The 21290-nt window shown below is 66.1% G+C and carries 22 protein-coding genes; 6 read left to right on the top strand and 16 right to left on the bottom strand.

The features are described from left to right. From coaA to hisB, 8 genes are all read right to left on the bottom strand, one after another. Window positions 1-978 (bottom strand): type I pantothenate kinase, encoded by a 978-nt coding sequence (coaA, locus tag AC0QTX_RS08270; RefSeq protein ID WP_474603343.1) that lies wholly within the window; start codon window positions 976-978, stop codon window positions 1-3. A 19-nt stretch (window positions 979-997) separates the two neighbouring features. Next, window positions 998-1318: a phosphoribosyl-ATP diphosphatase gene (locus AC0QTX_RS08265; protein WP_474603342.1), complete on the bottom strand. Its 321-nt coding sequence runs from the start codon at window positions 1316-1318 to the stop codon at window positions 998-1000. A 7-nt stretch (window positions 1319-1325) separates the two neighbouring features. After that, entirely contained in the window at window positions 1326-2075 is a 750-nt protein-coding gene (gene map, locus AC0QTX_RS08260; RefSeq protein ID WP_474603341.1) for a type I methionyl aminopeptidase, read from the bottom strand. A gap of 13 nt (window positions 2076-2088) precedes the next feature. Beyond that, window positions 2089-2895, bottom strand: coding sequence for an imidazole glycerol phosphate synthase subunit HisF (gene hisF / locus AC0QTX_RS08255; RefSeq protein WP_474603340.1), 807 nt, complete (start codon window positions 2893-2895; stop codon window positions 2089-2091). Next, window positions 2895-3647 carry a 1-(5-phosphoribosyl)-5-[(5-phosphoribosylamino)methylideneamino]imidazole-4-carboxamide isomerase gene (hisA, locus tag AC0QTX_RS08250; RefSeq protein WP_474603339.1) on the bottom strand — a complete coding sequence of 251 codons (753 nt, stop codon included), beginning with the start codon at window positions 3645-3647 and terminating at the stop codon, window positions 2895-2897. Before hisA ends, hisF begins: the two co-directional genes overlap by 1 nt. Beyond that, window positions 3635-4285, bottom strand: coding sequence for an imidazole glycerol phosphate synthase subunit HisH (gene hisH, locus AC0QTX_RS08245; protein ID WP_474603338.1), 651 nt, complete (start codon window positions 4283-4285; stop codon window positions 3635-3637). Before hisH ends, hisA begins: the two co-directional genes overlap by 13 nt. Then, the gene (locus AC0QTX_RS08240; RefSeq protein WP_474603337.1) at window positions 4282-4767 is read right to left on the bottom strand and encodes a DUF2628 domain-containing protein; all 486 of its coding nucleotides are present in this window, start codon (window positions 4765-4767) and stop codon (window positions 4282-4284) included. Before AC0QTX_RS08240 ends, hisH begins: the two co-directional genes overlap by 4 nt. A 189-nt stretch (window positions 4768-4956) precedes the next feature. Continuing rightward, window positions 4957-5544, bottom strand: coding sequence for an imidazoleglycerol-phosphate dehydratase HisB (gene hisB, locus AC0QTX_RS08235; protein WP_474603391.1), 588 nt, complete (start codon window positions 5542-5544; stop codon window positions 4957-4959). A 319-nt stretch (window positions 5545-5863) separates the two neighbouring features. On the opposite strand from hisB, the gene hslV reads away from it, so the two are divergent. From hslV to AC0QTX_RS08215, 4 genes are all read left to right on the top strand, one after another. Next, the gene (gene hslV, locus AC0QTX_RS08230) at window positions 5864-6391 is read left to right on the top strand and encodes an ATP-dependent protease subunit HslV (RefSeq protein ID WP_474603390.1); all 528 of its coding nucleotides are present in this window, start codon (window positions 5864-5866) and stop codon (window positions 6389-6391) included. A gap of 114 nt (window positions 6392-6505) precedes the next feature. Beyond that, window positions 6506-7816 (top strand): ATP-dependent protease ATPase subunit HslU, encoded by a 1311-nt coding sequence (hslU, locus tag AC0QTX_RS08225; RefSeq protein ID WP_474603336.1) that lies wholly within the window; start codon window positions 6506-6508, stop codon window positions 7814-7816. Between the two features lie 244 nt (window positions 7817-8060). Further along, on the top strand, window positions 8061-8831 hold the full coding sequence (locus AC0QTX_RS08220) for an endonuclease III domain-containing protein (RefSeq protein WP_474603335.1): 771 nt from the start codon (window positions 8061-8063) through the stop codon (window positions 8829-8831). Between the two features lie 71 nt (window positions 8832-8902). After that, window positions 8903-9367, top strand: coding sequence for a BA14K family protein (locus tag AC0QTX_RS08215; protein WP_474603334.1), 465 nt, complete (start codon window positions 8903-8905; stop codon window positions 9365-9367). A 62-nt stretch (window positions 9368-9429) separates the two neighbouring features. Here the strand turns inward: AC0QTX_RS08215 and AC0QTX_RS08210 are convergent, their stop codons facing one another. After that, on the bottom strand, window positions 9430-9780 hold the full coding sequence (locus AC0QTX_RS08210) for a RidA family protein (protein ID WP_474603333.1): 351 nt from the start codon (window positions 9778-9780) through the stop codon (window positions 9430-9432). Between the two features lie 133 nt (window positions 9781-9913). Beyond that, window positions 9914-10528, bottom strand: coding sequence for a pyridoxamine 5'-phosphate oxidase family protein (locus AC0QTX_RS08205; protein ID WP_474603332.1), 615 nt, complete (start codon window positions 10526-10528; stop codon window positions 9914-9916). 144 nt (window positions 10529-10672) lie between these two features. On the opposite strand from AC0QTX_RS08205, the gene AC0QTX_RS08200 reads away from it, so the two are divergent. Next, window positions 10673-12358, top strand: a complete 1686-nt coding sequence (locus AC0QTX_RS08200; RefSeq protein ID WP_474603331.1) for an adenylate/guanylate cyclase domain-containing protein — start codon at window positions 10673-10675, stop codon at window positions 12356-12358. A 79-nt stretch (window positions 12359-12437) separates the two neighbouring features. Here AC0QTX_RS08200 and pnp read toward each other — a convergent pair whose 3' ends face one another. Both pnp and rpsO read right to left on the bottom strand, forming a co-directional pair. Continuing rightward, the gene (pnp, locus tag AC0QTX_RS08195) at window positions 12438-14612 is read right to left on the bottom strand and encodes a polyribonucleotide nucleotidyltransferase (RefSeq protein ID WP_474603330.1); all 2175 of its coding nucleotides are present in this window, start codon (window positions 14610-14612) and stop codon (window positions 12438-12440) included. Between the two features lie 316 nt (window positions 14613-14928). Beyond that, entirely contained in the window at window positions 14929-15198 is a 270-nt protein-coding gene (gene rpsO, locus AC0QTX_RS08190) for a 30S ribosomal protein S15 (protein ID WP_474603329.1), read from the bottom strand. Window positions 15199-15498: 300 nt separating this feature from the next. Here rpsO and AC0QTX_RS08185 point away from each other — a divergent pair, with 300 nt between their 5' ends. Further along, window positions 15499-16044, top strand: coding sequence for a ferritin-like domain-containing protein (locus tag AC0QTX_RS08185; RefSeq protein WP_474603328.1), 546 nt, complete (start codon window positions 15499-15501; stop codon window positions 16042-16044). Between the two features lie 125 nt (window positions 16045-16169). On the opposite strand, the gene truB is transcribed toward AC0QTX_RS08185, so the two are convergent. The 4 genes from truB to AC0QTX_RS08165 form a co-directional block, all read right to left on the bottom strand. After that, entirely contained in the window at window positions 16170-17090 is a 921-nt protein-coding gene (truB, locus tag AC0QTX_RS08180; protein ID WP_474603327.1) for a tRNA pseudouridine(55) synthase TruB, read from the bottom strand. Continuing rightward, a complete protein-coding gene (gene rbfA / locus AC0QTX_RS08175; protein ID WP_474603326.1) occupies window positions 17087-17521 on the bottom strand; it encodes a 30S ribosome-binding factor RbfA in 435 nt (144 codons plus the stop codon). Before rbfA ends, truB begins: the two co-directional genes overlap by 4 nt. Before the next feature lie 173 nt (window positions 17522-17694). After that, window positions 17695-20601, bottom strand: a complete 2907-nt coding sequence (infB, locus tag AC0QTX_RS08170) for a translation initiation factor IF-2 (RefSeq protein WP_474603325.1) — start codon at window positions 20599-20601, stop codon at window positions 17695-17697. Then, complete coding sequence (locus AC0QTX_RS08165) at window positions 20598-21269, bottom strand: RNA-binding protein (protein ID WP_474603324.1); 672 nt, start codon at window positions 21267-21269, stop codon at window positions 20598-20600. Before AC0QTX_RS08165 ends, infB begins: the two co-directional genes overlap by 4 nt. Between the last annotated feature and the right edge of the window lie 21 nt (window positions 21270-21290).

The raw sequence follows: 21290 nt of genomic DNA, 5'->3' as shown, positions 1-21290 counted from the left end.
TCACAACCGTCGCAGCGCCACGGTCTCGATCCGGTGGCTCGCCCCTTTCTTGAGAATCAAGCTCGCGCGCTGGCGGGTGGGCACGATGTTCTCCTGCAGGTTCAGCAGGTTGATGCGGTTCCACAACCCATCGGCGATGGCCATCGCCTCCGCCTCGGGCAGCTCCGCATAGCGCCGGAAATAGGACAGCGGATCGCGGAAGGCGGTGTGGCGCAGGCGCAGGAAGCGGTTCACGTACCAGCGGTGCAGGTCGGCCTCGTCGGCGTCGATATAGACCGAGAAGTCGAAGAAGTCGGACACGAAGGGAATGGCCGTGCCGTCCTTGGGCATACGCGCCGGCTGGAGCACGTTGAGCCCCTCGACGATGAGGATGTCCGGCCGGTCGACCGTCGTCTCCTCGCCGGGCACCACGTCGTAGACGAGGTGGGAATAAAGCGGCGCCTTCACGTTGCGCTTGCCGGCCTTGATGTCGGCGAGGAAGTGCAGGAGCTTGCCCGTGTCGTAGCTCTCCGGAAAGCCTTTTCGCTCCATGAGCCCGAGCCGCGTCAGCTCGGCGTTGGGCAGGAGAAAGCCGTCCGTGGTGACGAGGTCCACCTTCGGGGTGTTGGGCCAGCGGGCGAGCAGCGCCTTGAGCACGCGGGCCGTGGTGGATTTTCCCACTGCCACCGAGCCCGCCACGCCGATGATGTAGGGCACCTTGGCGTCCTTCTCGGCCAGGAGAAAGCGCTGGGTCGCCTTGAACAGGCCCTGGGTTGCCGCGACGTAGAGGGAGAGCAGGCGCGACAGGGGCAGGTAGATCGCCGCCACCTCGTCGATGGAGATCGGGTCGTTGAGGGATTGCAGCTGCATCACCTCGTCGGCGGTGAGGGTCATCGGCGCGTCGGCACGCAGCTTCGCCCATTCGTCGCGGGAAAAGACCCGGTAGGGCGAGAGGCCGTCATCGGTCTCTGGGGCAGAAACCACGTTGGGCTGGTCCATGCGAACCACCTCTCGAGTTTTAGGTCTTGCGCGCGGCCTTCTCTGCAAGACCCGACTGCGCCGTGCGGCGCTCCAGTTCGGCCATCACGTCAATTAGCGGAATGTTTGCGCCCTGCAACACGACCAAAAGATGATACAGCACATCGGCCGCCTCCGCCGTGAGGTTTTCGCGGTCCCCCTCGACGGCCGCAATGGCCGCTTCCACCGCCTCCTCGCCCAGCTTCTTGGCGGCTTTCGCCGGGCCGCCCTCGATGAGCTTGGCCGTATAGGACTCGGTCGCGGGCGCGGCGGCGCGTTCGGCCACGATGCGGGCGAGGTCGTCGAGGGTGAAGGTGGTCATAGCCGCATCATCCGGGCAGGGTCACGACAAGGGGGCCGTTGCGGGTGGCAACGACGGTGTGTTCGTACTGGACCGTGGGCGCGCGCGGCTCGCTGAACAGGGTCCAGGGATCGTCGCCGTCCTGGGCCCATTCCGCCCCCAGGGACAGGAAGGGCTCGACGGTGAAGACGAGACCCTCATTCATGATCCGGCGCTCCGAGCGGTCCGGCCAGGTGGCGATCTCCTTCGGCTCCTCGTGCAGGGAATGGCCGATGCCGTGGCTCGCGAGATTGCGTACGAGGGTGTAGCCGTTCTTCTCGGCAAATTGTCCGATGGCCTGGCCGATGCCGGCGATCGGCCTGTTGGCCCCGACCTGACGCAGACCGATCCACATGGCGCGGCGACCATCGCGGCACAGCCGCTTGGTGGCGTTCGTGACCGGCGGAACGGCGAAGGACGCACCGGTATCGGCGAACACGCCGTTCTTTTCCGCCGAGATGTCGATGTTGACGAGATCCCCCGCCTCGATCCGACGGGAGCCGGGAATGCCATGGGCGACCTGCTCGTTCACGCTGATGCAGGTGGCGCCGGGAAAATCGTAGACAAGCTCCGGGCCCGACCGGGCGCCGGCCTTCTCGAGAAGCTTGCGCCCGATCAGGTCGAGCTCCGCCGTGGTCATGCCCGGCTCGAGCGCCGCCGCCATGGCCTCGAGGGTATTGGCGACGATCCTGCCGATCTCCTGGAGCTTGTTCAGATCGTCCTCGTTGGAGACCGTCATGGACTGAGTTCTTTCATGCTGTCCGGTTTGAAGCGCTGTGCGCCGGCTCATCCAGCCGCATCTTCAGTCCTGCATTAGCCATGTAGCCCTTGGCCTCCGAAATCGTATGCGTGCCGAAGTGGAAAATCGAAGCCGCGAGCACCGCGCTGGCATGGCCCTTCTCGACGCCGTCGACCAGGTGATCGAGGTTGCCGACGCCGCCAGAGGCGATGACGGGCACCGAGACCGCGTCCGCGATGGCGCGCACGAGCGCGAGATCGTAGCCGCCCTTGGTGCCGTCCCGGTCCATGGAGGTGACCAGCAACTCCCCTGCCCCGAGCTCCGCCACCTGTCTGGCGAACGCGATGGCGTCGATGCCGGTGGCATTGCGGCCGCCATGGGTGAAGATCTCCCAGCGTGGAGGTTCACCCTCCCCTGAGACCTTCTTCGCATCGATGGCCACGACGATGCACTGGTTGCCGAATTTCTCCGAAGCCTCGCGCACGAAATCCGGGTTCTTCACCGCGGCGGTGTTGATCGACACCTTGTCGGCGCCGGCGAGCAGGAGGTTGCGGATGTCCTCGACACTGCGCACGCCGCCGCCCACGGTGAGCGGCATGAAGCAGGCCTCCGCCGTGCGCCTCACCACGTCGAGCAGAATTCCCCTCGCCTCGTGGCTGGCGGTGATGTCGAGAAAGCAGAGCTCGTCGGCGCCGGCCGCGTCATAGGCCTTCGCGGCTTCCACCGGATCGCCCGCATCGACAAGGTCGACGAACTGGACGCCCTTCACGACGCGCCCGTCCTTCACGTCGAGGCAGGGAATGAGACGCACTTTCAGCATCAGGCGGGTTCCTTGCGCACGGAGCGCAGCAGCGCCAGCGCCTCGACCGGGTCGATGCGCCCGTCATAGAGGGCGCGACCGGAGATGGCGCCGTTGAGCACGGCGCAGTCGGGTTGGGTGAGGCGCTCGATATCGGCCATGGAGGCGAGGCCCCCGGAGGCGATGACCGGGATCGAGACCGCACGGGCGAGGCCCAGCGTCATCGGGAAGTTGAGGCCCTTGAGAATGCCGTCGCGGGCGATGTCCGTGTAGATGATGGCGGCGACCCCCGCATCCTCGAAGCGGCGGCCGAGCTCTTCGGCCGAGAGGGTCGAGGTCTGGGCCCAGCCCTCCACGGCCACCAGCCCGTCCTTGGCGTCGATGCCCACCGCGATCTTGCCGGGATGGAGCCGGGCGGCCTCGCGCACGAAATCCGGGTCGCGCACGGCGGCCGTGCCGATGATCACCCGGGACACGCCCTTGGCAAGCCAGCCCTCGACGGTCTTCATGTCGCGGATGCCGCCGCCGAGCTGCACAGGAATGTTTATGCGCCTGAGGATGTCTTCGACAGCCGCCGCATTCATCGGCTTGCCGGCGAAGGCCCCGTCAAGGTCGACCACGTGCAGCCACGCGAAGCCCTGAGCCTCGAAGGTGGCGGCCTGGTCGGCAGGATCGTCGTTGAAGACGGTGGCCTGGTCCATGTCGCCCTGGATGAGGCGGACGCAGCGGCCCTCTTTGAGGTCGATGGCAGGATAGAGGATCACGGGCGCCACCTCAAAAAATTGGCGATGAGCTTGAGGCCGAGGGCCTGGCTTTTTTCGGGGTGGAACTGGGCGCCGACGAGATTGTCGCGCCCGACGATGGCGGTGACAGGCCCGCCGTAATCGGTGGTGGCGACCACGTCGGTCGGGTCCGCCGGCGTCAGGGCATAGGAGTGCACGAAATAGGCATGCAGCCCGTCAGGCCCGGTGGGGATGCCGTCGAGGAGCGGATGCGGCTTCGCCAGCGTCAGCGTGTTCCAGCCCATATGCGGGATCTTGAGCGAAGGATCGCTCGGCGTGATCGCCTTCACGTCGCCCTTGATCCAGTCGAGGCCGTAGCTGGTCGTATGCTCCAGGCCTCGCGTGGACATGAGCTGCATGCCCACGCAGATGCCGAAGAACGGACGCTTGTCCTCATGCACGCGCCGCTGCAGCACCTCCACCATGCCGGGCACGGAATCGAGGCCGCGGCGGCAATCGGCGAAGGCGCCGACGCCCGGCAGCACGATCCGGTCGGCTTTGGCGACAGCATTCGGGTCGGACGACACGGTGATGGACAGGTCGAGCTCCGCCTCCCGCGCCGCCCGCTCGAAGGCTTTGGCGGCGGAGTGCAGGTTGCCGGACCCGTAATCGATGATGACGACGCTCACCGGGGACGCTCCGCATCGGGAAAGAGGCCGATCACCGGCTCGGACCGCCGGGGGGTGGACAGAACCGGCGCCGGGCTGCGGGGCAGGGGCGCCGCCTTGGCATCGAGCCAGCGGGCAAAGGCTTTCGCCTCCGCCTCGTCCTGATCGGCGGCCGTCACCGCATCGACGGCCGGGCGGCCGCGGCGGGCGAGCGTCCAGCGCCTGAGGCTGTTGGCCTCGAGCCCGATCAGGCTCTGCAGCAGCAGCTGGGCGATGGAGCCGGCGAGGGGATGCACGTCCAGCACGGCCATGAGGCCGCCGAAGGTCAGCACCAGGAGCAGCACGGCAAGGCCCGCGAGCCACAGGCGATGGACGAAGAACCACAGGAAGGTGAAGAAGAAGGCCCCCCAGGAGAAGGCATCCTTCACGAGCTCGGATTCGTCCAAAGCGCTCGGATCACCTGGCCGCGCATCGCGCGGGAGGTGCAGGGTATAGGTGGTCATGGCGACGTTTCCTCAGGCCTTGCCCGATGAAGTGACGACGATGATCTCGCCAGGCAAGGCGTCTCTTCGAGCATCGAACCCAAAAGTGGACACCACTTTTGAGATCCATCTGATGCTCCACTTCCTAAGATGGCGCATCGTTCGGAGCGGAAAACCGGAACCACTTTTCCGCACGATGCGCCGATGGATCTAGAGCGTACCCTTGGTGGAGGGAACGCGGCCCTCTTCCCTTGGGTCCAGTGCCACGGCCTGACGCAAGGCCCGTGCCAGACCCTTGAAGCAGCTTTCGGCGATATGGTGGCTGTTCTCGCCGTAGAGCGTCTCCACGTGCAGGGTCAGGCCTGACTGGATGGCGAACGCCTGGAAGAACTCGCGCACCAGCTCGGTGTCGAAGACGCCGATTTTCTCCGTCGGGAAGGTGGTCCGGAACACCAGGAAGGGACGGCCCGAGATGTCGAGGGCGATGCGCGTCAGGGTCTCGTCCATCGGCAGATGGATGTCAGCATAGCGCGTGATGCCCTTTTTATCGCCAAGCGCCTTCAGGATGGCCTGACCCAAGGCGATCCCGGTGTCCTCGGTGGTATGATGCTGGTCCACATGCAGGTCGCCGGTCACCGTCACGGAGAGGTCGAAGTGGCCGTGTCGGGCGAACAGTTCGAGCATGTGGTCGAGGAAGCCGACCCCCGTGGAGATCTCGGCCTTGCCGGTGCCGTCGAGGGCAATCGACAGGGCGACATCGGTCTCGGCGGTGCGACGGCTGACGCTCGCGGAGCGCATCATCAAAATCCTTTGCGGAACAAGAGACGGGGCGTTCTAGCAAGCCGCGGGGAGAAATGCCACCCGCGTTGCTTTTGACGGACGAGTGATTAAGTCAGGGTTCAGGCGTCTACCAAACACCCCCTCATCCTGAGGAGCCGCGCAGCGGCGTCTCGAAGGAGGGTCCAGAGAGCACTGGAGACGCCTCGTCCTTCGAGACGGACCTGACGGTCCTCCTCAGGATGAGGCTGCCGGTGGGCCTTGGTAGGCGCGAGTTGCTTGTAACCATCCCTTTTCCGCCTGCCGGAGCCCTGCCTTGTCCGAAGACGCCACCCCCCGCATGCATGCCACCACGATCCTCATGGTCCGGAGAGGCGGCCGCGTCGTCATTGGCGGCGACGGGCAGGTGAGCCTCGGCCAGACCGTGGTGAAGGGCAATGCGAAAAAGGTCCGCCGCCTCGCCAAGGGCGGGGTGATCGGCGGCTTTGCCGGCTCCACGGCCGATGCCTTCACCCTGTTCGAGCGGCTCGAGGCCAAGCTCGAGCAATATCCCGGCCAGCTCACCCGCGCCTGCGTCGAGCTCACCAAGGATTGGCGCACGGACCGGTACCTGCGGCGTCTTGAGGCGATGATGCTGGTGGCCGACAAGGAGGTGGGCCTGCTGCTGTCGGGCGCCGGCGACGTGCTGGAGCCGGAAAACGGCATCATGGCCATCGGCTCAGGCGGCAACTACGCACTCGCGGCCGCGCGGGCGCTGGCCGAATACGAGACGGACCCGGAGGCCATCGTGCGCCGCTCCCTCGGCATTGCGGCCGAGATCTGCGTCTACACGAACGCGAATATCGTGATCGAATCGTTGGAAGCCTGATCGCCCGTCATGGCCGCACGTGTTGCGGCCATCCACGTCTTGAGAACCGCCACGTCACAGGACGTGGATCCCCAGACAAAGTCCGGGGATGACGACAAAGAGCCAAGAGATCCCATGACCACCTTTTCCCCCCGCGAAATCGTTTCCGAACTCGACCGCTACATCGTCGGCCAGAACGACGCCAAGCGCGCGGTCGCCATTGCGCTGCGCAACCGCTGGCGCCGGCAGCAGCTCGAAGGCTCGTTGCGCGAAGAGGTGGCGCCCAAGAACATCCTCATGATCGGGCCCACGGGCTGCGGCAAGACCGAGATCTCGCGCCGTCTCGCCAAGCTCGCGGGCGCGCCCTTCCTCAAGGTCGAGGCGACCAAGTTCACGGAGGTGGGCTATGTGGGCCGCGACGTGGAGCAGATCGTGCGCGACCTCGTGGAGATCGGCATCGGCCTCGTGAAGGAGGAGCGCCGCCGGCAGGTGCAGGCCAAAGCCCACATCGCGGCCGAGGAGCGCGTGCTCGATGCGCTGGTCGGCACCACGGCGAGCGCCGTCACCCGCGACTCCTTCCGCCGCAAGCTGCGCGCCAACGAGCTCGACGACAAGGAGATCGAGATCGAGCTGCAGTCGGGCGGAGGGCAGGGGATGCCCATGTTCGAGATCCCCGGCATGCCGGGCGCGTCGGTGGGCGCGATCAATCTTTCCGACATGTTCGGCAAGGCCTTCGGGGGACAGCGCAAGACGCGCCGCACCACCGTGCGCGAGGCCTACGAGCCGCTCGTGATGGAAGAGGCCGACAAGATGCTCGACCAGGATGCCATCGTGCAGGAGGCCCTGCGCCAGGTGGAGAACAACGGCATCGTGTTCCTCGACGAGATCGACAAGATCGCCGGCCGCGAGGGACGCACCGGTGCCGATGTCTCCCGCGAGGGCGTGCAGCGCGACCTGCTGCCGCTGATCGAGGGCACCACCGTGTCGACCAAGTATGGATCGGTGAAGACGGACCACATCCTGTTCATCGCGTCCGGTGCGTTTCACGTGTCGAAGCCGTCCGACCTGCTGCCGGAACTGCAGGGCCGCCTGCCGATCCGCGTGGAACTCTCGCCGCTCACCGTCGAGGATTTCCGCCGCATCCTGACCGAGACGGAGGCAAGCCTGATCAAGCAATCCGTCGCGCTGATGAAGACGGAAGGCGTCGACCTCGTCTTCACGGACGATGCCATCGATGCGCTGGCCGAAGTGGCCGTCGAGGTGAACAACACGGTCGAGAACATCGGCGCGCGCCGCCTGCAGACCGTGCTGGAGCGGGTGCTCGACGACGTATCCTACACGGCGCCCGACCGCTCCGGCGAAACGGTGAAGATCGACTCCGCCTATGTGCGCGGCGAGGTGGAGGAGCTGGCGAAGAACACGGACCTGAGCCGGTTTATTTTGTAGCTCGACGCTGTCATCCCCGGCACACGAAGTGCGGGAAGGGGATCCATAGCGTTTGCGCTCAATCGTGGATTCCCTTCCCCTCCGCTGCGCTCCGGCCGGGAATGACACTCCGACGTCATGGCCGGGCTTGTCCCGGCCATCCCGATCACATAAAGCGCGGCGTCTCTCCGCTCGGGATCACCGGCACAGGGCCGGTGATGACAGCGTTGTGGAACCGCCCCGCCGATTCGCGACTTGCCTCGGGATGAATCCGGACCTGCAGGACCTGAAGGAGAAGGCGCTCGTCATCCATGAGCGCCTCTGCGCGGTCTATGGCTGTCCGATTCCCTACTTCCATACCCTCGATCCGGTAAGCGAGCTGGTCTCCTCGCTTCTGTCGCACCGCACCCGCAATGCGGATTCCGGCCGCGCCTTCAAGGCCCTGCGGGCACGCTATGCGGATTGGCGCGCGCTCATGAACGCGCCGACCGAGGAGGTGGAGGCGACGATTGAAGGCGTGACCTGGCCCGAGCAGAAGGCGCCGCGCCTGCAGGCGGTGCTGCACGCCATCGAGGAGCGCCATGGCAGCCTCTCGCTCGATTTCCTGAAGGACATGCCGGTCGAGGAGGCGCGGGCCTGGCTCGAGAGCATTCCAGGCATCGGTCCGAAGACGAGCGCGGCGGTGCTCTCGTTCTCGGTGCTGCGCAAGGCGGCCCTTCCCGTGGACAGCCACCATCATCGCGTTGCCCAGCGCACGGCCCTCATCCCGCAATCGACGGCGGTGGGGCCGTCCCATGCGGTGCTCGCCGCGCTTCTGCCGGAGGATTGGGATGCGCAACAGGTCTACGACAACCACGAAGTCATGATGCTGCACGGCCAGCGCTGCTGCTTCTTCAAGAACCCGGCCTGTCAGCGCTGCGCGATCCTGGATCTCTGTCCGACCGGGCAGGGGAGAATGGAGGGAAGGCGGGTTTCGCCGATCAGATCTGAGGCTTCATCCGGTGACCTGCGCTCCTCACGTTCCCGCGAGAGATAGCTCGAAATTCCCAACATACGGAACGACCTTGCGCCTTTTTGCGTTCGCCTCCCAACATTGGAGGAGATCCCATGCGTAAATTCTTCATGGCTGCGGCCGCCACGGCCGCTCTCGCCGCCTTCGGCCTTGCCGCTCCTGCTTCTGCCGCCGAGACGCGGACCGCGCCGATCAACGAACTCGCCGCCGCCTTCAAGACGGGCGATGTGAACGCCGACTACGTGCAGTACCGTCGCTATTACGGCGGTAGCCCGCGTTATGTTGAGCGGCGCTACTATGGCGATCGCCGCTACTACGGGGATCGTCGCTATTACGGTGACCGTCGTTACTACCGTCGCGACCGCGGCAATGCCCTTGCGGCCGGTGCTCTCGGTCTGGCCACAGGCGCCATCATCGGCGGTGCCATCGCTCAGTCACAGGCTCAGGCCGCTCCGGTCTATGGCGGCAATGCTGCCTACTGCGCCCAGCGCTACCGGTCCTATGACCCGGCTTCGGGCACCTATCTCGGCTATGACGGCCTGCGTCATCCCTGCCCGTAAGCGCGACAGGACTTCAACGAAAAAGCGGGCCTTTTGGCCCGCTTCTTTTTTGCCTGGAAACCTTACTTCGCCGCGATGACGGCGATCTCGACCTTGAAGGCGGGCGTCGCGAGCTTCGCCTCGACGGTGGCGCGGGCCGGGGTGTTGCCGGGAGACACCCAGGCATCCCACACGGCGTTCATCTCCTGGAACGTGCCCATGTCGGTGATCCAGATGTTGGCCATCAGGATCTTCGACTTGTCGGTGCCGGCCTCGGCCAGCAGGCTGTCGATGATGGACAGGATTTCCTTGGTCTGCTCGGTGACGCTCTGGCCGGCACTCTGGTGGGCGACCTGGCCTGCGAGATAGACCGTGTTGCCGTGAACGACGGCGCCGCTCATGCGCGGGCCGGGCTTGATGCGCTGGATCGTCATGGAATGTCCTTGAGCCTCACTTCGAAAAAAACGAGACCTGCCTTTTCAGGGGCAGGGGACGCGAGGTCAAGCGCGTCGTGCGCAAAAGTGGCCCCGGTTGTGCGCTCCCGACGCTGCCGCGATAACAAAACCGTCAGTAAAGACTTGTGCGCTGCCGCTCGGGCAGAGCCTTGTCGTAGGCCTCGCCGCCCGCCTCGTTGTTCGTGAGCGCGGCCAGGATCTGACCGGCGCTCGGCAGGCTCCCACGCGGCACGTGGCGGGCCGGATTCCACAGCTCCGACCGCAGGATCGCGCGGGCGCATTGGAAGAACACCGTATCGACGGTGATCACGATCACGGATCTCGGCGGCTTGCCGTCAACGGCAAAACTCTCCAGCAGGCCCGGCTCGACGGAAATCACGGCCTGCCCGTTCACCCTTAAGGTCTCGCCGATGCCGGGGATCAGGAAGAGCAGGGCGACGCTCGGGTCGCGCACGATGTTCTTCAGCGAATCGATCCGGTTGTTGCCGCGCCGGTCCGGCAGGAGGAGGGTCTTGTCGTCCCGGATGCGCACGAAGCCCGGCCCGTCGCCGCGGGGCGAGCAGTCGAGCCCCTCCGGCCCGCGGGTCGCCAGCGCCGCGAAGGGCGCGGCCTCGATCAAGGCGCGGTATTCCGGCACGAGCCGGTCCGTCTCCTTCAGGAGCGAGGCCTTGTTGACCTCGCCATACAGCGCTTCGAGGTCGCTGAGGCTGGTGATGATGTGGGACATGATTCGCGGCGTGTTTGGGCAGCCTTGGGAATAAACCGATTCAAGGCCAAGTCCAGGGAAGGTGATTTGACTTTGGCCCGAGGGGCTGCACCTGCATAGCACACGCAATGCCGCCGACCCAGGATCGGGACCTCTCATCCGCCCATGAAGCAAACCAGCACAAGACCGGCATCCGAGGCGGCTTTGCCCGGAGCCCCGATTCCCTGGCGGGAAATCCGGCTGCTGTCGGGCCTCGTGCTCGCGATCTTTCTGCTCACCCACTTCAGCAACCACGCCCTGGGGCTCGTGTCCATCGACGCCATGGAGGCCGGGCGCGCCTGGTTCAACCGCCTGTGGCGCAACCCGGTGGGCACTGTCCTGCTCTACGGCTCCCTCGTGCTGCACTTCCTGCTCGCCCTGCAGGCGCTCTACCGCCGCCGGACCCTGCGCATGCCCGTCCGCGAGGCGGCGCAGCTGGGTCTGGGCCTGAGCCTGCCCTTCCTGCTGATCGCCCATGTGACCGGGACCCGGATCGAATGGGCTCTGACGGGCCATGATTCCGGCTATCCCGAGGTGGTGCGCAATCTCTGGCTTCTCAGCCCCGAGGCCGGAGCCCGGCAGGCGGTCACGCTCGTCATCGCGTGGCTGCATGGATGCCTGGGGGTTTATTTCTGGCTGCGCCCGAAACCCTGGTTTCCCGCTTGGGCGCTGCTGCTCTACACGGGAGCCATCCTGGTTCCTCTTCTGGCCCTGCTCGGCTTTGCGGAAGCCGGCCAGGAGATCGCCGCGGCGCCGGGGCGGTTTACCGGGCGCGCGGCTCCCGCGTCCGATCTCCTGCCCCTGATCGGTCCTGGCCTTTACGCTGTCTTCGGCGGTCTCCTGGCCCTGACGATCGCCGGCCGCATCATGCGCAGCGCCAATCTGTGGTCGCGGCGGGTCCGCATCCGCTACCCCAACGATCAGATCGCCACCGTACCGCAGGGCTTCAGCGTTCTGGAGGCCAGCCGCACCGCCGGGATCCCGCACATCTCCGTCTGCGGCGGGCGGGGCCGCTGCTCCACCTGCCGGGTGCGGGTGATCGACGGCCTGCAGGACCAGCCGCCGCCCACCGCGCAGGAGCGGGGCACGCTGGCGCGCATCAAGGCAGGCCCCAATGTGAGGCTCGCCTGCCAGTTCCGGCCCACCCATCACGTCACCGTGGTGCCGATCCTGTCCACGGGCCGCAACGGCGTGACGGCGCTGGTGCGCGGCGGCCGGGCCCAGGGGCAGGAGAGGGAGGTGGCGGTGCTGTTCTGCGACCTGCGCGGCTTCACGGGCCTCACCGAGACGCGCCTGCCCTTCGACACGGTGTTCATCCTCAACCGCTACTTCGAGGCGGTGGGCGAGGCGGTGGAGGATGCGGGCGGCTACATCGACAAGTTCATCGGCGACGGGGTTCTGGCCCTGTTCGGCCTCAGCACGACCCCGCAGGAGGCGGCACGCCAGGCCCTCGATGCCGCGCTCAGGATCAAGGCGGGGCTCGCCCGCCTGAACGAGGATTACGCCAGCGAGTTCGAGCATCCCTTGCGCATCGCCATGGGCCTCCACGCGGGTCCCGCCATCGTCGGCCAGATGGGCTACGGCCAGGCCACCAGCCTCACGGCGGTGGGCGACACCATCAATGCGGCGAGCCGCCTGGAGGGGCTAGCCAAGGAACTCGACGTGGAACTGGTGATCTCCGAGGATCTCGCCACCCGCGCCGGCCTCGACCTCTCCAGCCGCAATCGCCAGATCGTCTCCATCCGCGGCCGGGCAGCGCCCCTGGGCAGCTGGATCATCCCGGAGGTGGGGAGTTTGGTGCGTTCATCATGAGTTCGTCGAGTCCAGGCTGAAGCAACAAAAAAGCGCGGCTTTCACCGCGCTTTCTTTTCGTCTGAAGCGTGAGGCGATCTTACTCGCCGGCAGCCTTCTGCTGGTCGCGCTGGGCACGCTCGGCGTCCCGCTCGGCCTTGAGCTGCTCGGTGATGTCCTCGCCAGTCTCCTGGTTGACCACCTTCATGGAGAGGCGGACCTTGCCGCGCTCGTCCATGCCGAGGAACTTCACCTTCACCTTGTCGCCTTCCTTGACCACGTCGGTGACCTTGCCGACCCGGTTCTTGGCGAGCTCCGAGATGTGCACGAGGCCGTCGCGGGAACCGAAGAAGTTCACGAAGGCGCCGAACTCCATGACCTTCACGACCGTGCCCTCGTAGATCGTGTTGATCTCGGGCTCGGCCACGATGGAGCGGATCCAGTTGTAGGCCGCCTTGATCGACTTGCCGTCGGCGGACGCGATCTTGATCAGCCCGTCGTCGTTGATGTCGATCTTCGCGCCGGTCTTCTCCACGATCTCGCGGATGACCTTGCCGCCCGAACCGATGACTTCGCGGATCTTGTCGACCGGGATCTGCATGGTCTCGATGCGCGGGGCATGCTCGCCGAGCTCGGCGCGCGGTGCGGTGAGCGCCTTGTTCATCTCGGCGAGGATATGCGTGCGGCCGGCCTGAGCCTGGTCCAGCGCCACGCGCATGATCTCTTCCGTGATGCCGGCGATCTTGATGTCCATCTGGAGCGAGGTGATGCCGGCTTCCGTTCCGGCCACCTTGAAGTCCATGTCGCCGAGGTGATCCTCGTCGCCGAGGATGTCGGACAGGACCGCATAGCGCTCACCCTCGAGGATGAGGCCCATGGCGATGCCCGCCACCGGACGGCGCAGGGGCACGCCCGCATCCATCAGGGCGAGCGAGGCGCCGCAGACGGAGGCCATGGACGAGGAGCCGTTCGACTCGGTGATCTCCGACACGACGCGGATGGTGTAGGGGAACTCGTGAGAGGCCGGCAGCATCGGGTGGATGGCGCGCCAGGCGAGCTTGCCATGGCCGATTTCGCGGCGGCCGGGCGAGCCCATGCGGCCCGTCTCACCGACGGAATAGGGCGGGAAGTTGTAGTGCAGCAGGAAGGTTTCCTTGCGGGTGCCCTCGAGCTGGTCGATGAACTGCTCGTCCTCGCCGGTGCCGAGCGTCGCCACCACGAGAGCCTGCGTCTCGCCGCGGGTGAACACGGCCGAGCCGTGGGTGCGCGGCAGAACGCCGACCTCGGACACGATCTGGCGAACGGTCTTGAGGTCGCGGCCGTCGATGCGCGAGCCGGTGTCGAGGATGTTCCAGCGCACGACCTTGGCCTGCACTTCCTTGAAGGCAGCCTTGACCTTCTCGGGATCGAACTTCGGCTCGCCGTCGGCGGGGAGAAGCTCGGCCATCACCTTCGCCTTCACGGCGTCGACGGCGGCATAGCGGTCCTGCTTCTTGGTGATCTTGTAGGCTTCGCGCAGATCGGTCTCGGCGATGGCGAGAACGGCTTGCTCAACCTCGGACGAATCCGCAGGCTGGTAGTCGCGCGGCTCCTTGGCGGCCTTCTCGGCGAGGCGGATGATGGCCTCGATCACCGGCTGGAAGTGCTTGTGGCCGAACATCACGGCGCCGAGCATGACGTCTTCCGCCAGTTCCTTGGCCTCGGATTCGACCATGAGCACGGCATCGGCCGTGCCGGCGACCACGAGGTCGAGGGAGGTCTGGTCCATCTCCTGCAGCGGCGGGTTCAGCCGGTACTGGCCGCCGATATAGCCGACGCGGGCCGCGCCCACGGGACCCATGAAGGGAACGCCCGAGAGGGTCAGGGCCGCGGAGGCGGCAACGAGGCCCACGATGTCGGGATCGTTCTCAAGATCGTGCGAGAGCACGGTCACGACCACCTGGGTGTCGTTCTTGTAGCCTTGGACGAAGAGGGGACGGATCGGGCGGTCGATGAGGCGGGAGACCAGGGTCTCCTTCTCAGTCGGACGGCCTTCGCGCTTGAAATAGCCGCCCGGGATGCGGCCGGCGGCATAGGTGCGCTCCTGGTAGTTCACCGTGAGCGGGAAGAAATCGAAACCGGGCTTCGGCTCCTTGGCCGACACGACGGTGGCGAGAACGGTGGTCTCACCGTAGGTGGCGACGACGGCGCCGTCGGCCTGGCGGGCCATCTTGCCCGTTTCGAGCACGAGCTTGCGGCCGGCCCAGATCAGTTCTTCGCGTTGGGTATCGAACATGCTTTTTCGTCTTTCATGACAGCAGGGGCGGGGGCTCGATGCCATGAGCAAGACGGCAAGAGGCTCCGCTGCGGCCCAAACCCGCCTGCATAAGCCTCTTGCGATCCTGCCATGGTCATCGCGTCTGCCGCCTCCTAAGAGAACACCGGGACCTTGCGGTCTCGCCAGTGTCGAGCGAAGCGCTCTGACCTTGTCTGAGCATCCGCTCTGTTCTTGTGTTGGGCATGATCTGGTCGAAAAACCGGATTCCACTTTTTCGGATCATGCCCGAAAGCCGTCCGGAGCCGGGCTCCGGACGGAAGTCTTGGATCGAAGCTTAGCGGCGGATGCCGAGCTTCTCGATCAGGGTGCGGTAGCGGCTCTCGTCCTTCTTCTTCAGGTAGTCGAGAAGCGAACGGCGCGCCGACACCATCTTCAGGAGGCCACGACGGGAATGGTTGTCCTTGTTGTGGGTCTTGAAGTGACCGGTCAGGTTGTTGATCCGCTCGGTCAGAATGGCGACCTGCACCTCGGGGGAGCCGGTGTCGCTAGCCTTCTGGGCGAATTCCTTCACAAGCGCGTTCTTGCGCTCAGCCGTAATCGACATCGTCAGTCCTTTCAGGTTGGTTTTGTCAGGAGACCTTGAACTTTTAAGGCTTCAGGTCCGGTTCGTCCGGAAGGGCCGGGCCGGGATGTCGTCCAGCGCGGTCCGAACCAGGACGCGTCTCTCTGGGCTAGAGCCTCAGAAAAGATGGCGCACCATACACGAAATGCGGGCAAGTGCCAGAGAAATCGTTTTTCTCAAGCGGAGCAATAAGATGCGCCGTTTTGAGGCAATGTCCGGCGGAACAAGTTTTCCAGGTCACGGTTGGTGAACCAGACACCCCCAAGAGAGGAAACCGACATCATGACTGCCACCACTACAGGCATGGCCGACCTTACGTCCTCGGAAGACATCCGGAACATCTTCATCACCGGTCTGGAAAACGCCCACGCCCTCGAGAAACAGGCCATTCAGCTCATGGAGCGGCAGGTCGAGCGGTTCGAGAACTATCCGGAGATGTCGGACCTCCTGCGCAGGCACATCACCGAAACCGAAGGCCAGATCCGCCGTATCGACGAGATGCTGCACACGTTCGGTGCGGATCGCTCGATCCTGAAGGACATGGCCACCCAGTTCATGGCCAACCTGGCGGCGGCCGGCCACATGCCGATGGCCGACGAGGTTCTGAAGAACACCTTCGCGAACCACGCCTTCGAGAATTTCGAGATCGCGTCGTACAAGTCCCTGATCGTCATGGCTGAAGCGTCCGGGAACCAGAAGTTCATCCCGGCTCTCCAGGAGAGCCTGCGCGAAGAGGAGAAAACCGCTCAGGCGGTGTACGACATGATCGAGCCCATCACGCAGAAGTTCCTGACGCGCTCGGCTCAAGGGCTGAAGGCCGACCGGTAAGCCAATCAATTTCCTTCGACGTCATGGCCGGGCTTGTCCCGGCCATTTCCATGTCTGAAAAGTGCTTCGCTGTCGTTCCGGGCTCGGCCTCTGGCCGCTGCGGAATGACAGTGGGTAGGTCTTTTCTAACCGCCCAGATTGAACACCCGGTGCGGCACGAGTTCGCCGCGCTCCACGTCGCCCACGGCGATGAGCACACCGTTGCAGGTGGCGTAGACCTTGCCCGACAGGGGCGCCTCGCGTCCGCGCAGGATGATGGACTGGCCACGCATCAGGCGAGCGGCCATGTCGCGGCTTACGGCAATCGACGGGATTTCGTTGAGCGCGGTCTCCACCGGGCGCAGGGCCGCCGGGTCGGTGGTGACATCGTCGACGGTGACGGCGTCGTGTTCCGTGAACGGACCGACCCGCGTACGCCTGAGCGCCGCGATGTGCCCGAGGCAGCCGAGCGTCCGGCCGAGGTCGCGGGCGATGGCCCGCACATAGGTGCCCTTGCCGCAATCGGCCTCGATCACCGAGCGGTTGCCGTCGTGATGAACGAGGGCCAGGCGGTCGATCTCCACCGTGCGCGGCTGCAGCTCCACCACCTCGCCGTCACGCGCCAGGTCGTAGGCGCGCTCGCCCGCGATCTTGATGGCGGAAAAGCGCGGCGGCACCTGCTGCACCTGACCGGTGAAGCGGGGCAGGAGCGCCTCGATCTCGGCGGGATCCGGCAGCCTGTCGGTGCGCTCGACGATCTCGCCCTCGGTGTCGTCCGTGTTCGTCTCAGCGCCCCAGGCCACGGTGAACACGTAGGATTTGCGCCCGTCCATGACGAAGGGCACGGTCTTGGTCGCTTCCCCCAAGGCGATCGGCAGGATGCCGGAGGCCAGCGGGTCGAGGGTGCCGGCATGTCCGGCCTTCTTGGCCGAGAGGCTGCGCTTGACCACCGCAACCGCATGGGTCGAGGTCATGCCCACGCCCTTGTCGAGGATGATCCATCCATTGACGTCGCGCTTCTTCGGGCGATCCCCGTGAGGCCTGCGCTGCGGGCGTTCCTCGCTCATCGCTCTTGCTCGCTGTCGTCGTCGGAGATGTCGGTGTCGGACCTGGACGTGTCCCGGGCCACGCGCTCGGAGCGCAGCAGCGCGTCGATCCGGGCGGCCTCGTCGAAGCTCTCGTCGCGGCGGAAGCGAAGGTCGGGGGCGAATTTCAGGTTGACCCGGCGGGCCACCTCCTGACGCAGAAGCTTCCTGTTCTTCTCCAGGGCCTTGAGAACCGCATCCAGCTCGCGGCCCCCGAGCGGCATGACGTAAGCCGTCGCCAGTTTCAGGTCCGGCGACATGCGCACCTCCGGGATCGTGATGACGTTCTTCGTCAGCACGTCGTCCTGCAGGTCGCCGCGGGAGAGGACCTCGGCGAGGGCGTGGCGCACGAGCTCGGCCACGCGCTGCTGGCGCTGGGAGGGTCCAGTGGATTGTTCGAAACGTTTGGCCATCGTTGATCTCCGGGGTTGGACCGGACCATTGCGGGATGTGCGGCCGGGCTGTCCCGGCCTCTCGCGGGGGTAAGACTTGCGCGAGGGTAGGTCTTGCGCCCATCAAAGCGAGATCACCGGGACAAGCCCGGTGATCTCGCAATGTTCAGGCACTGAAGCAGGGAAGGGTGGCCTTACAGCGACCGCTTCACCTCTTCCACGCGGTAGCACTCGATGAGGTCGCCGACGCGCATGTCCTGGTAGCTCTCGAAGGACATGCCGCATTCCTGACCCGAGGTGACCTCGCGGGCGTCGTCCTTGAAGCGCTTCAGCTGCGAGAGCCTGCCTTCGTGGATCACCACGTTGTCGCGGATCAGGCGGACATGGGCGCCGCGCTGGACCACGCCGTCGAGGACGCGGCAGCCGGCGATCTTGCCCACCTTGGACACGTTGAACACCTCGAGGATCTGCGCCTCGCCGAGCCGCTCCTCGCGGAGCGTCGGAGCGAGCAGACCGGACATCGCCGCCTTCACGTCATCCACGAGGTCGTAGATGATGTTGTAGTAGCGGATCTCGATGCCGGCGCGCTCGGCCGCCTCGCGCGCTTCCTTGTGGGCACGCACGTTGAAGGCCAGGATGATGGCGCCCGAGGCTTCCGCCAGGGTGACATCGGATTCCGAGATGCCGCCGACGCCGGCCTGGACGATGCGGGCCGCCACTTCCTCGTTGCCGACCTTCTCGAGCGCGCCGACGATCGCTTCCGCCGAGCCCTGCACGTCGGCGCGGACCACGAGCGGGAACTCCTTGCGGCCGGCTCCGGCCTTGAGGTCGCGCATCATGTCGGCCAGCGTCCGTCCGGCGGAGCCCATGCGGGCCGCCTGACGCTCGCGCTTCTGGCGGGTGCGGTACTCGGTGACTTCGCGGGCACGGGCCTCGGACTCGACCACCGCGACGCGATCGCCTGCTTCCGGCGTGCCGTTGAAGCCCAGAACCTCGACCGGGACGGAGGGACCAGCCTCCTTCACGTTGGCGCCGAGATCGTTGATCAGGGCACGCACGCGACCCCATTCGGCCCCGGCCACGACGATGTCGCCGGTGCGAAGGGTTCCGCGCTGCACGAGCACGGTGGCCACGGGACCGCGGCCGCGATCGAGCTTCGCCTCGATGACGGTGCCTTCCGCCGAGCGTTCGGCATTGGCCTTGAGCTCGAGGATTTCAGCCTGCAGCTGAAGGCCTTCGAGAAGGGTCTCGAGCCCGTCGCCGGTCTTGGCCGACACCTCGAACTCGAGGGTCTCGCCGCCCATGGATTCGACCACGATGGAGTGCTGCAGCAGCTCGGTGCGCACCCGCTGCGGGTTCGCGTCGGGCTTGTCCACCTTGTTGATCGCCACGATCAGGGGCACGCCGGCCGCCTGCGCGTGATTGATCGCCTCGATGGTCTGGGGCATGACGCCGTCATCGGCCGCCACCACCAGGACGACGATGTCCGTCACCTTGGCGCCGCGGGCGCGCATGGCCGTGAAGGCCGCGTGACCGGGGGTGTCGATGAAGGTGATCCTGCCGCCGAGCGGCGAGGTCACCTGGTAGGCACCGATATGCTGCGTGATGCCGCCGGCTTCGCCGGACACCACGTTGGTCTTGCGGATCGCGTCGAGCAGGGAGGTCTTGCCGTGATCGACGTGGCCCATGATGGTGACGACCGGCGGACGGGTGACGAGGTTCTCGTCCACGTCCGGGGTGTCGAACAGGCCTTCCTCAACGTCAGATTCGGCAACGCGCTTCACCGTATGACCGAGCTCTTCCGCGACAAGCTGCGCGGTATCGGCATCGATCACGTCGGTGATCTTGTGCATCTCGCCCTGCTTCATCAGGAACTTGATCACGTCCACGGCGCGCTCCGACATGCGGTTGGCGAGCTCCTGGATGGTGATCGTCTCCGGGATCGTCACCTCGCGGGCGATCTTTTCCTTCTGTTCCACCTGGCGGTGGCCCATGAGACGCTGATTGCGGCGGCGGAAGGCGGCGAGCGAGCGGGTGCGCTCGTCCTCGCCCGAGGTCGCGTTGGCGAGCGTCAGACGGCCGCGGCGCTTCTCTTCGCCGGGAGCCGCCTTGGGAGTCTTCGGCAGCGCGGCGGGCTTCGCGGGAACGCCAGGACGGCGGATGGTGCGTGCGCCCTCCTCGTCATCCACCATGGGAGCGCGGGCGGCAACGGGAGGAGCCGTGCGGACATTCGGCTTTGCCGTTTCCGGATCGGGTACGACCGGAGCGGCAGGACGCGCCATGTGGTTCAGGCTCGGCGGACGGCCTCCCATGGTGCCACCGCCGCTGCGGGGACCACCATAGCCGCCCGGACGGGGACCATCCGAACGCGGGCCGCTGGGGCGCGGACCATCGGACCGGGCGCCGGCGGGACGCGGTGCATCGGAACGGGGACGATCCGGACGGGGACCCTCGAAGCGGCCACCCTCCTGGCGCGGGGCGCCGGAACGGGCCGCCGGGGCGGGGCTTTGGGCAGCGCGCGGAGCGGCCTCTTCGCCGAGACGGCGGCGAGCCTCGTCCTCGGCGCGGCGCTTGCGCTCCTCGTCCTGACGACGGCGTTCCTCTTCCTCGCGCTTGCGGGCTTCGGCAGCTTCGCGCTCCTGGGCCTCGGCGGCCTCGCGCTCGGCGCGGCGGGCTGCCTCGTCGGCCTGCCTCTTGCGGTCTTCCTCGTCACGGCGACGGGCATCGACGAGCGCATTCATACGCGCGTCGCGCTCCTGCTCGGAGAGGGTCTGAAGCACCATGCCGCCGGAACGGGGCGTGTTCGGAGCGGACCGCTGCGGGCGGCCGCCCTGAGCGGGCGCTGCCGGCTTCGGCGCTGGAGCCGCTGGCTTGGGCGCAGGCGCAGGGGCCGCTGCCTGCTGCGGCGCGGGTCTGTCTTCCTTGGCTCCGCTGCCGGGGCCAACAGCAGGGCGACGCTTGACCGTCTCCACCACGACTGCCTTCGAGCGGCCATGGGAGAAGCTTTGGCGCACCACGCCCTGTTCGACGGGTCGCTTCAAAGAAAGCGTCTTGGACGACACATGGAGAGTCTTGTCGCCCTGGTTTTTCGTATCGCTCATTCCGCCTCAGTTCCTGCGGGTTTCAAAATCGTGGGTTCGCCGGTCTCGTCTCCGAGGCCAGTTTGATCGGCGCCGATGCCGCGAAAGACGCGGTAACGGTGCCATCGGTTCAGAAAGCCGTCGCTCCCAGCGCCCGCGACGAGGGCAGCATGTATCACATTTGACCGGCCTAATGCCAAATCCAATTCGTCGTTCGACAATTCTTGGATGACCGGAAAGCTAGATATTGCCTCGCCGAGGCGTTTTCGCAACGGGTTCGCCAATTTTCTTCGCCCATCTTCGGCCGCCTCTGCGGCATGAATAAGGGCAACGATGGGCTTATCCGTGATCGCCGACTCGACCTTATGGAAGCCGGTGATCACCGATCCTGCCTTGTTGGCGAGAGAGAGGCCCTGGCGGAGATCGTCCCGGAGAAGCCGCTCGATGTCCTGGGCCAGGGTCTCGGAAACCTTGGCCTCGGCCTTGAAGGCCCGGGCGAAGAGGCGACGTTTGGCCGCCTCTTCCACCATGTCGTGGCGCGCCGTCACCCAGACGCCGCGGCCCGGCAGCTTGTGCCTGAGATCGGGCACGACCTGATGGTCGGGCCCGAGGACAAAGCGGATCAGCCCCGCGGGCGTTTTCGCCTCACGGGTGACGATGCAGGTGCGCTCCGGTTCATGCCGCGGCACGGGTGCTGACCTCGCTTCCTC

The sequence above is a fragment of the Microvirga sp. jy35 genome (assembly GCF_056148915.1).
Note: the sequence above shows the minus strand (reverse complement) of the source record. Positions and strands in the feature narration are given on the sequence as shown.

Bases quoted from the DNA above. Each gene is read 5' to 3' on its own strand.
- coaA (WP_474603343.1), bottom strand. From the start codon at position 978: ATGGACCAGCCCAACGTGGTTTCTGCCCCAGAGACCGATGACGGCCTC.
- AC0QTX_RS08265 (WP_474603342.1), bottom strand. From the start codon at position 1,318: ATGACCACCTTCACCCTCGACGACCTCGCCCGCATCGTGGCCGAACGC.
- map (WP_474603341.1), bottom strand. From the start codon at position 2,075: ATGACGGTCTCCAACGAGGACGATCTGAACAAGCTCCAGGAGATCGGC.
- hisF (WP_474603340.1), bottom strand. From the start codon at position 2,895: ATGCTGAAAGTGCGTCTCATTCCCTGCCTCGACGTGAAGGACGGGCGC.
- AC0QTX_RS08240 (WP_474603337.1), bottom strand. From the start codon at position 4,767: ATGACCACCTATACCCTGCACCTCCCGCGCGATGCGCGGCCAGGTGAT.
- hisB (WP_474603391.1), bottom strand. From the start codon at position 5,544: ATGCGCTCCGCGAGCGTCAGCCGTCGCACCGCCGAGACCGATGTCGCC.
- hslV (WP_474603390.1), top strand. From the start codon at position 5,864: ATGCATGCCACCACGATCCTCATGGTCCGGAGAGGCGGCCGCGTCGTC.
- hslU (WP_474603336.1), top strand. From the start codon at position 6,506: ATGACCACCTTTTCCCCCCGCGAAATCGTTTCCGAACTCGACCGCTAC.
- AC0QTX_RS08220 (WP_474603335.1), top strand. From the start codon at position 8,061: ATGAATCCGGACCTGCAGGACCTGAAGGAGAAGGCGCTCGTCATCCAT.
- AC0QTX_RS08215 (WP_474603334.1), top strand. From the start codon at position 8,903: ATGCGTAAATTCTTCATGGCTGCGGCCGCCACGGCCGCTCTCGCCGCC.
- AC0QTX_RS08210 (WP_474603333.1), bottom strand. From the start codon at position 9,780: ATGACGATCCAGCGCATCAAGCCCGGCCCGCGCATGAGCGGCGCCGTC.
- AC0QTX_RS08205 (WP_474603332.1), bottom strand. From the start codon at position 10,528: ATGTCCCACATCATCACCAGCCTCAGCGACCTCGAAGCGCTGTATGGC.
- AC0QTX_RS08200 (WP_474603331.1), top strand. From the start codon at position 10,673: ATGAAGCAAACCAGCACAAGACCGGCATCCGAGGCGGCTTTGCCCGGA.
- pnp (WP_474603330.1), bottom strand. From the start codon at position 14,612: ATGTTCGATACCCAACGCGAAGAACTGATCTGGGCCGGCCGCAAGCTC.
- rpsO (WP_474603329.1), bottom strand. From the start codon at position 15,198: ATGTCGATTACGGCTGAGCGCAAGAACGCGCTTGTGAAGGAATTCGCC.
- AC0QTX_RS08185 (WP_474603328.1), top strand. From the start codon at position 15,499: ATGACTGCCACCACTACAGGCATGGCCGACCTTACGTCCTCGGAAGAC.
- truB (WP_474603327.1), bottom strand. From the start codon at position 17,090: ATGAGCGAGGAACGCCCGCAGCGCAGGCCTCACGGGGATCGCCCGAAG.
- rbfA (WP_474603326.1), bottom strand. From the start codon at position 17,521: ATGGCCAAACGTTTCGAACAATCCACTGGACCCTCCCAGCGCCAGCAG.
- infB (WP_474603325.1), bottom strand. From the start codon at position 20,601: ATGAGCGATACGAAAAACCAGGGCGACAAGACTCTCCATGTGTCGTCC.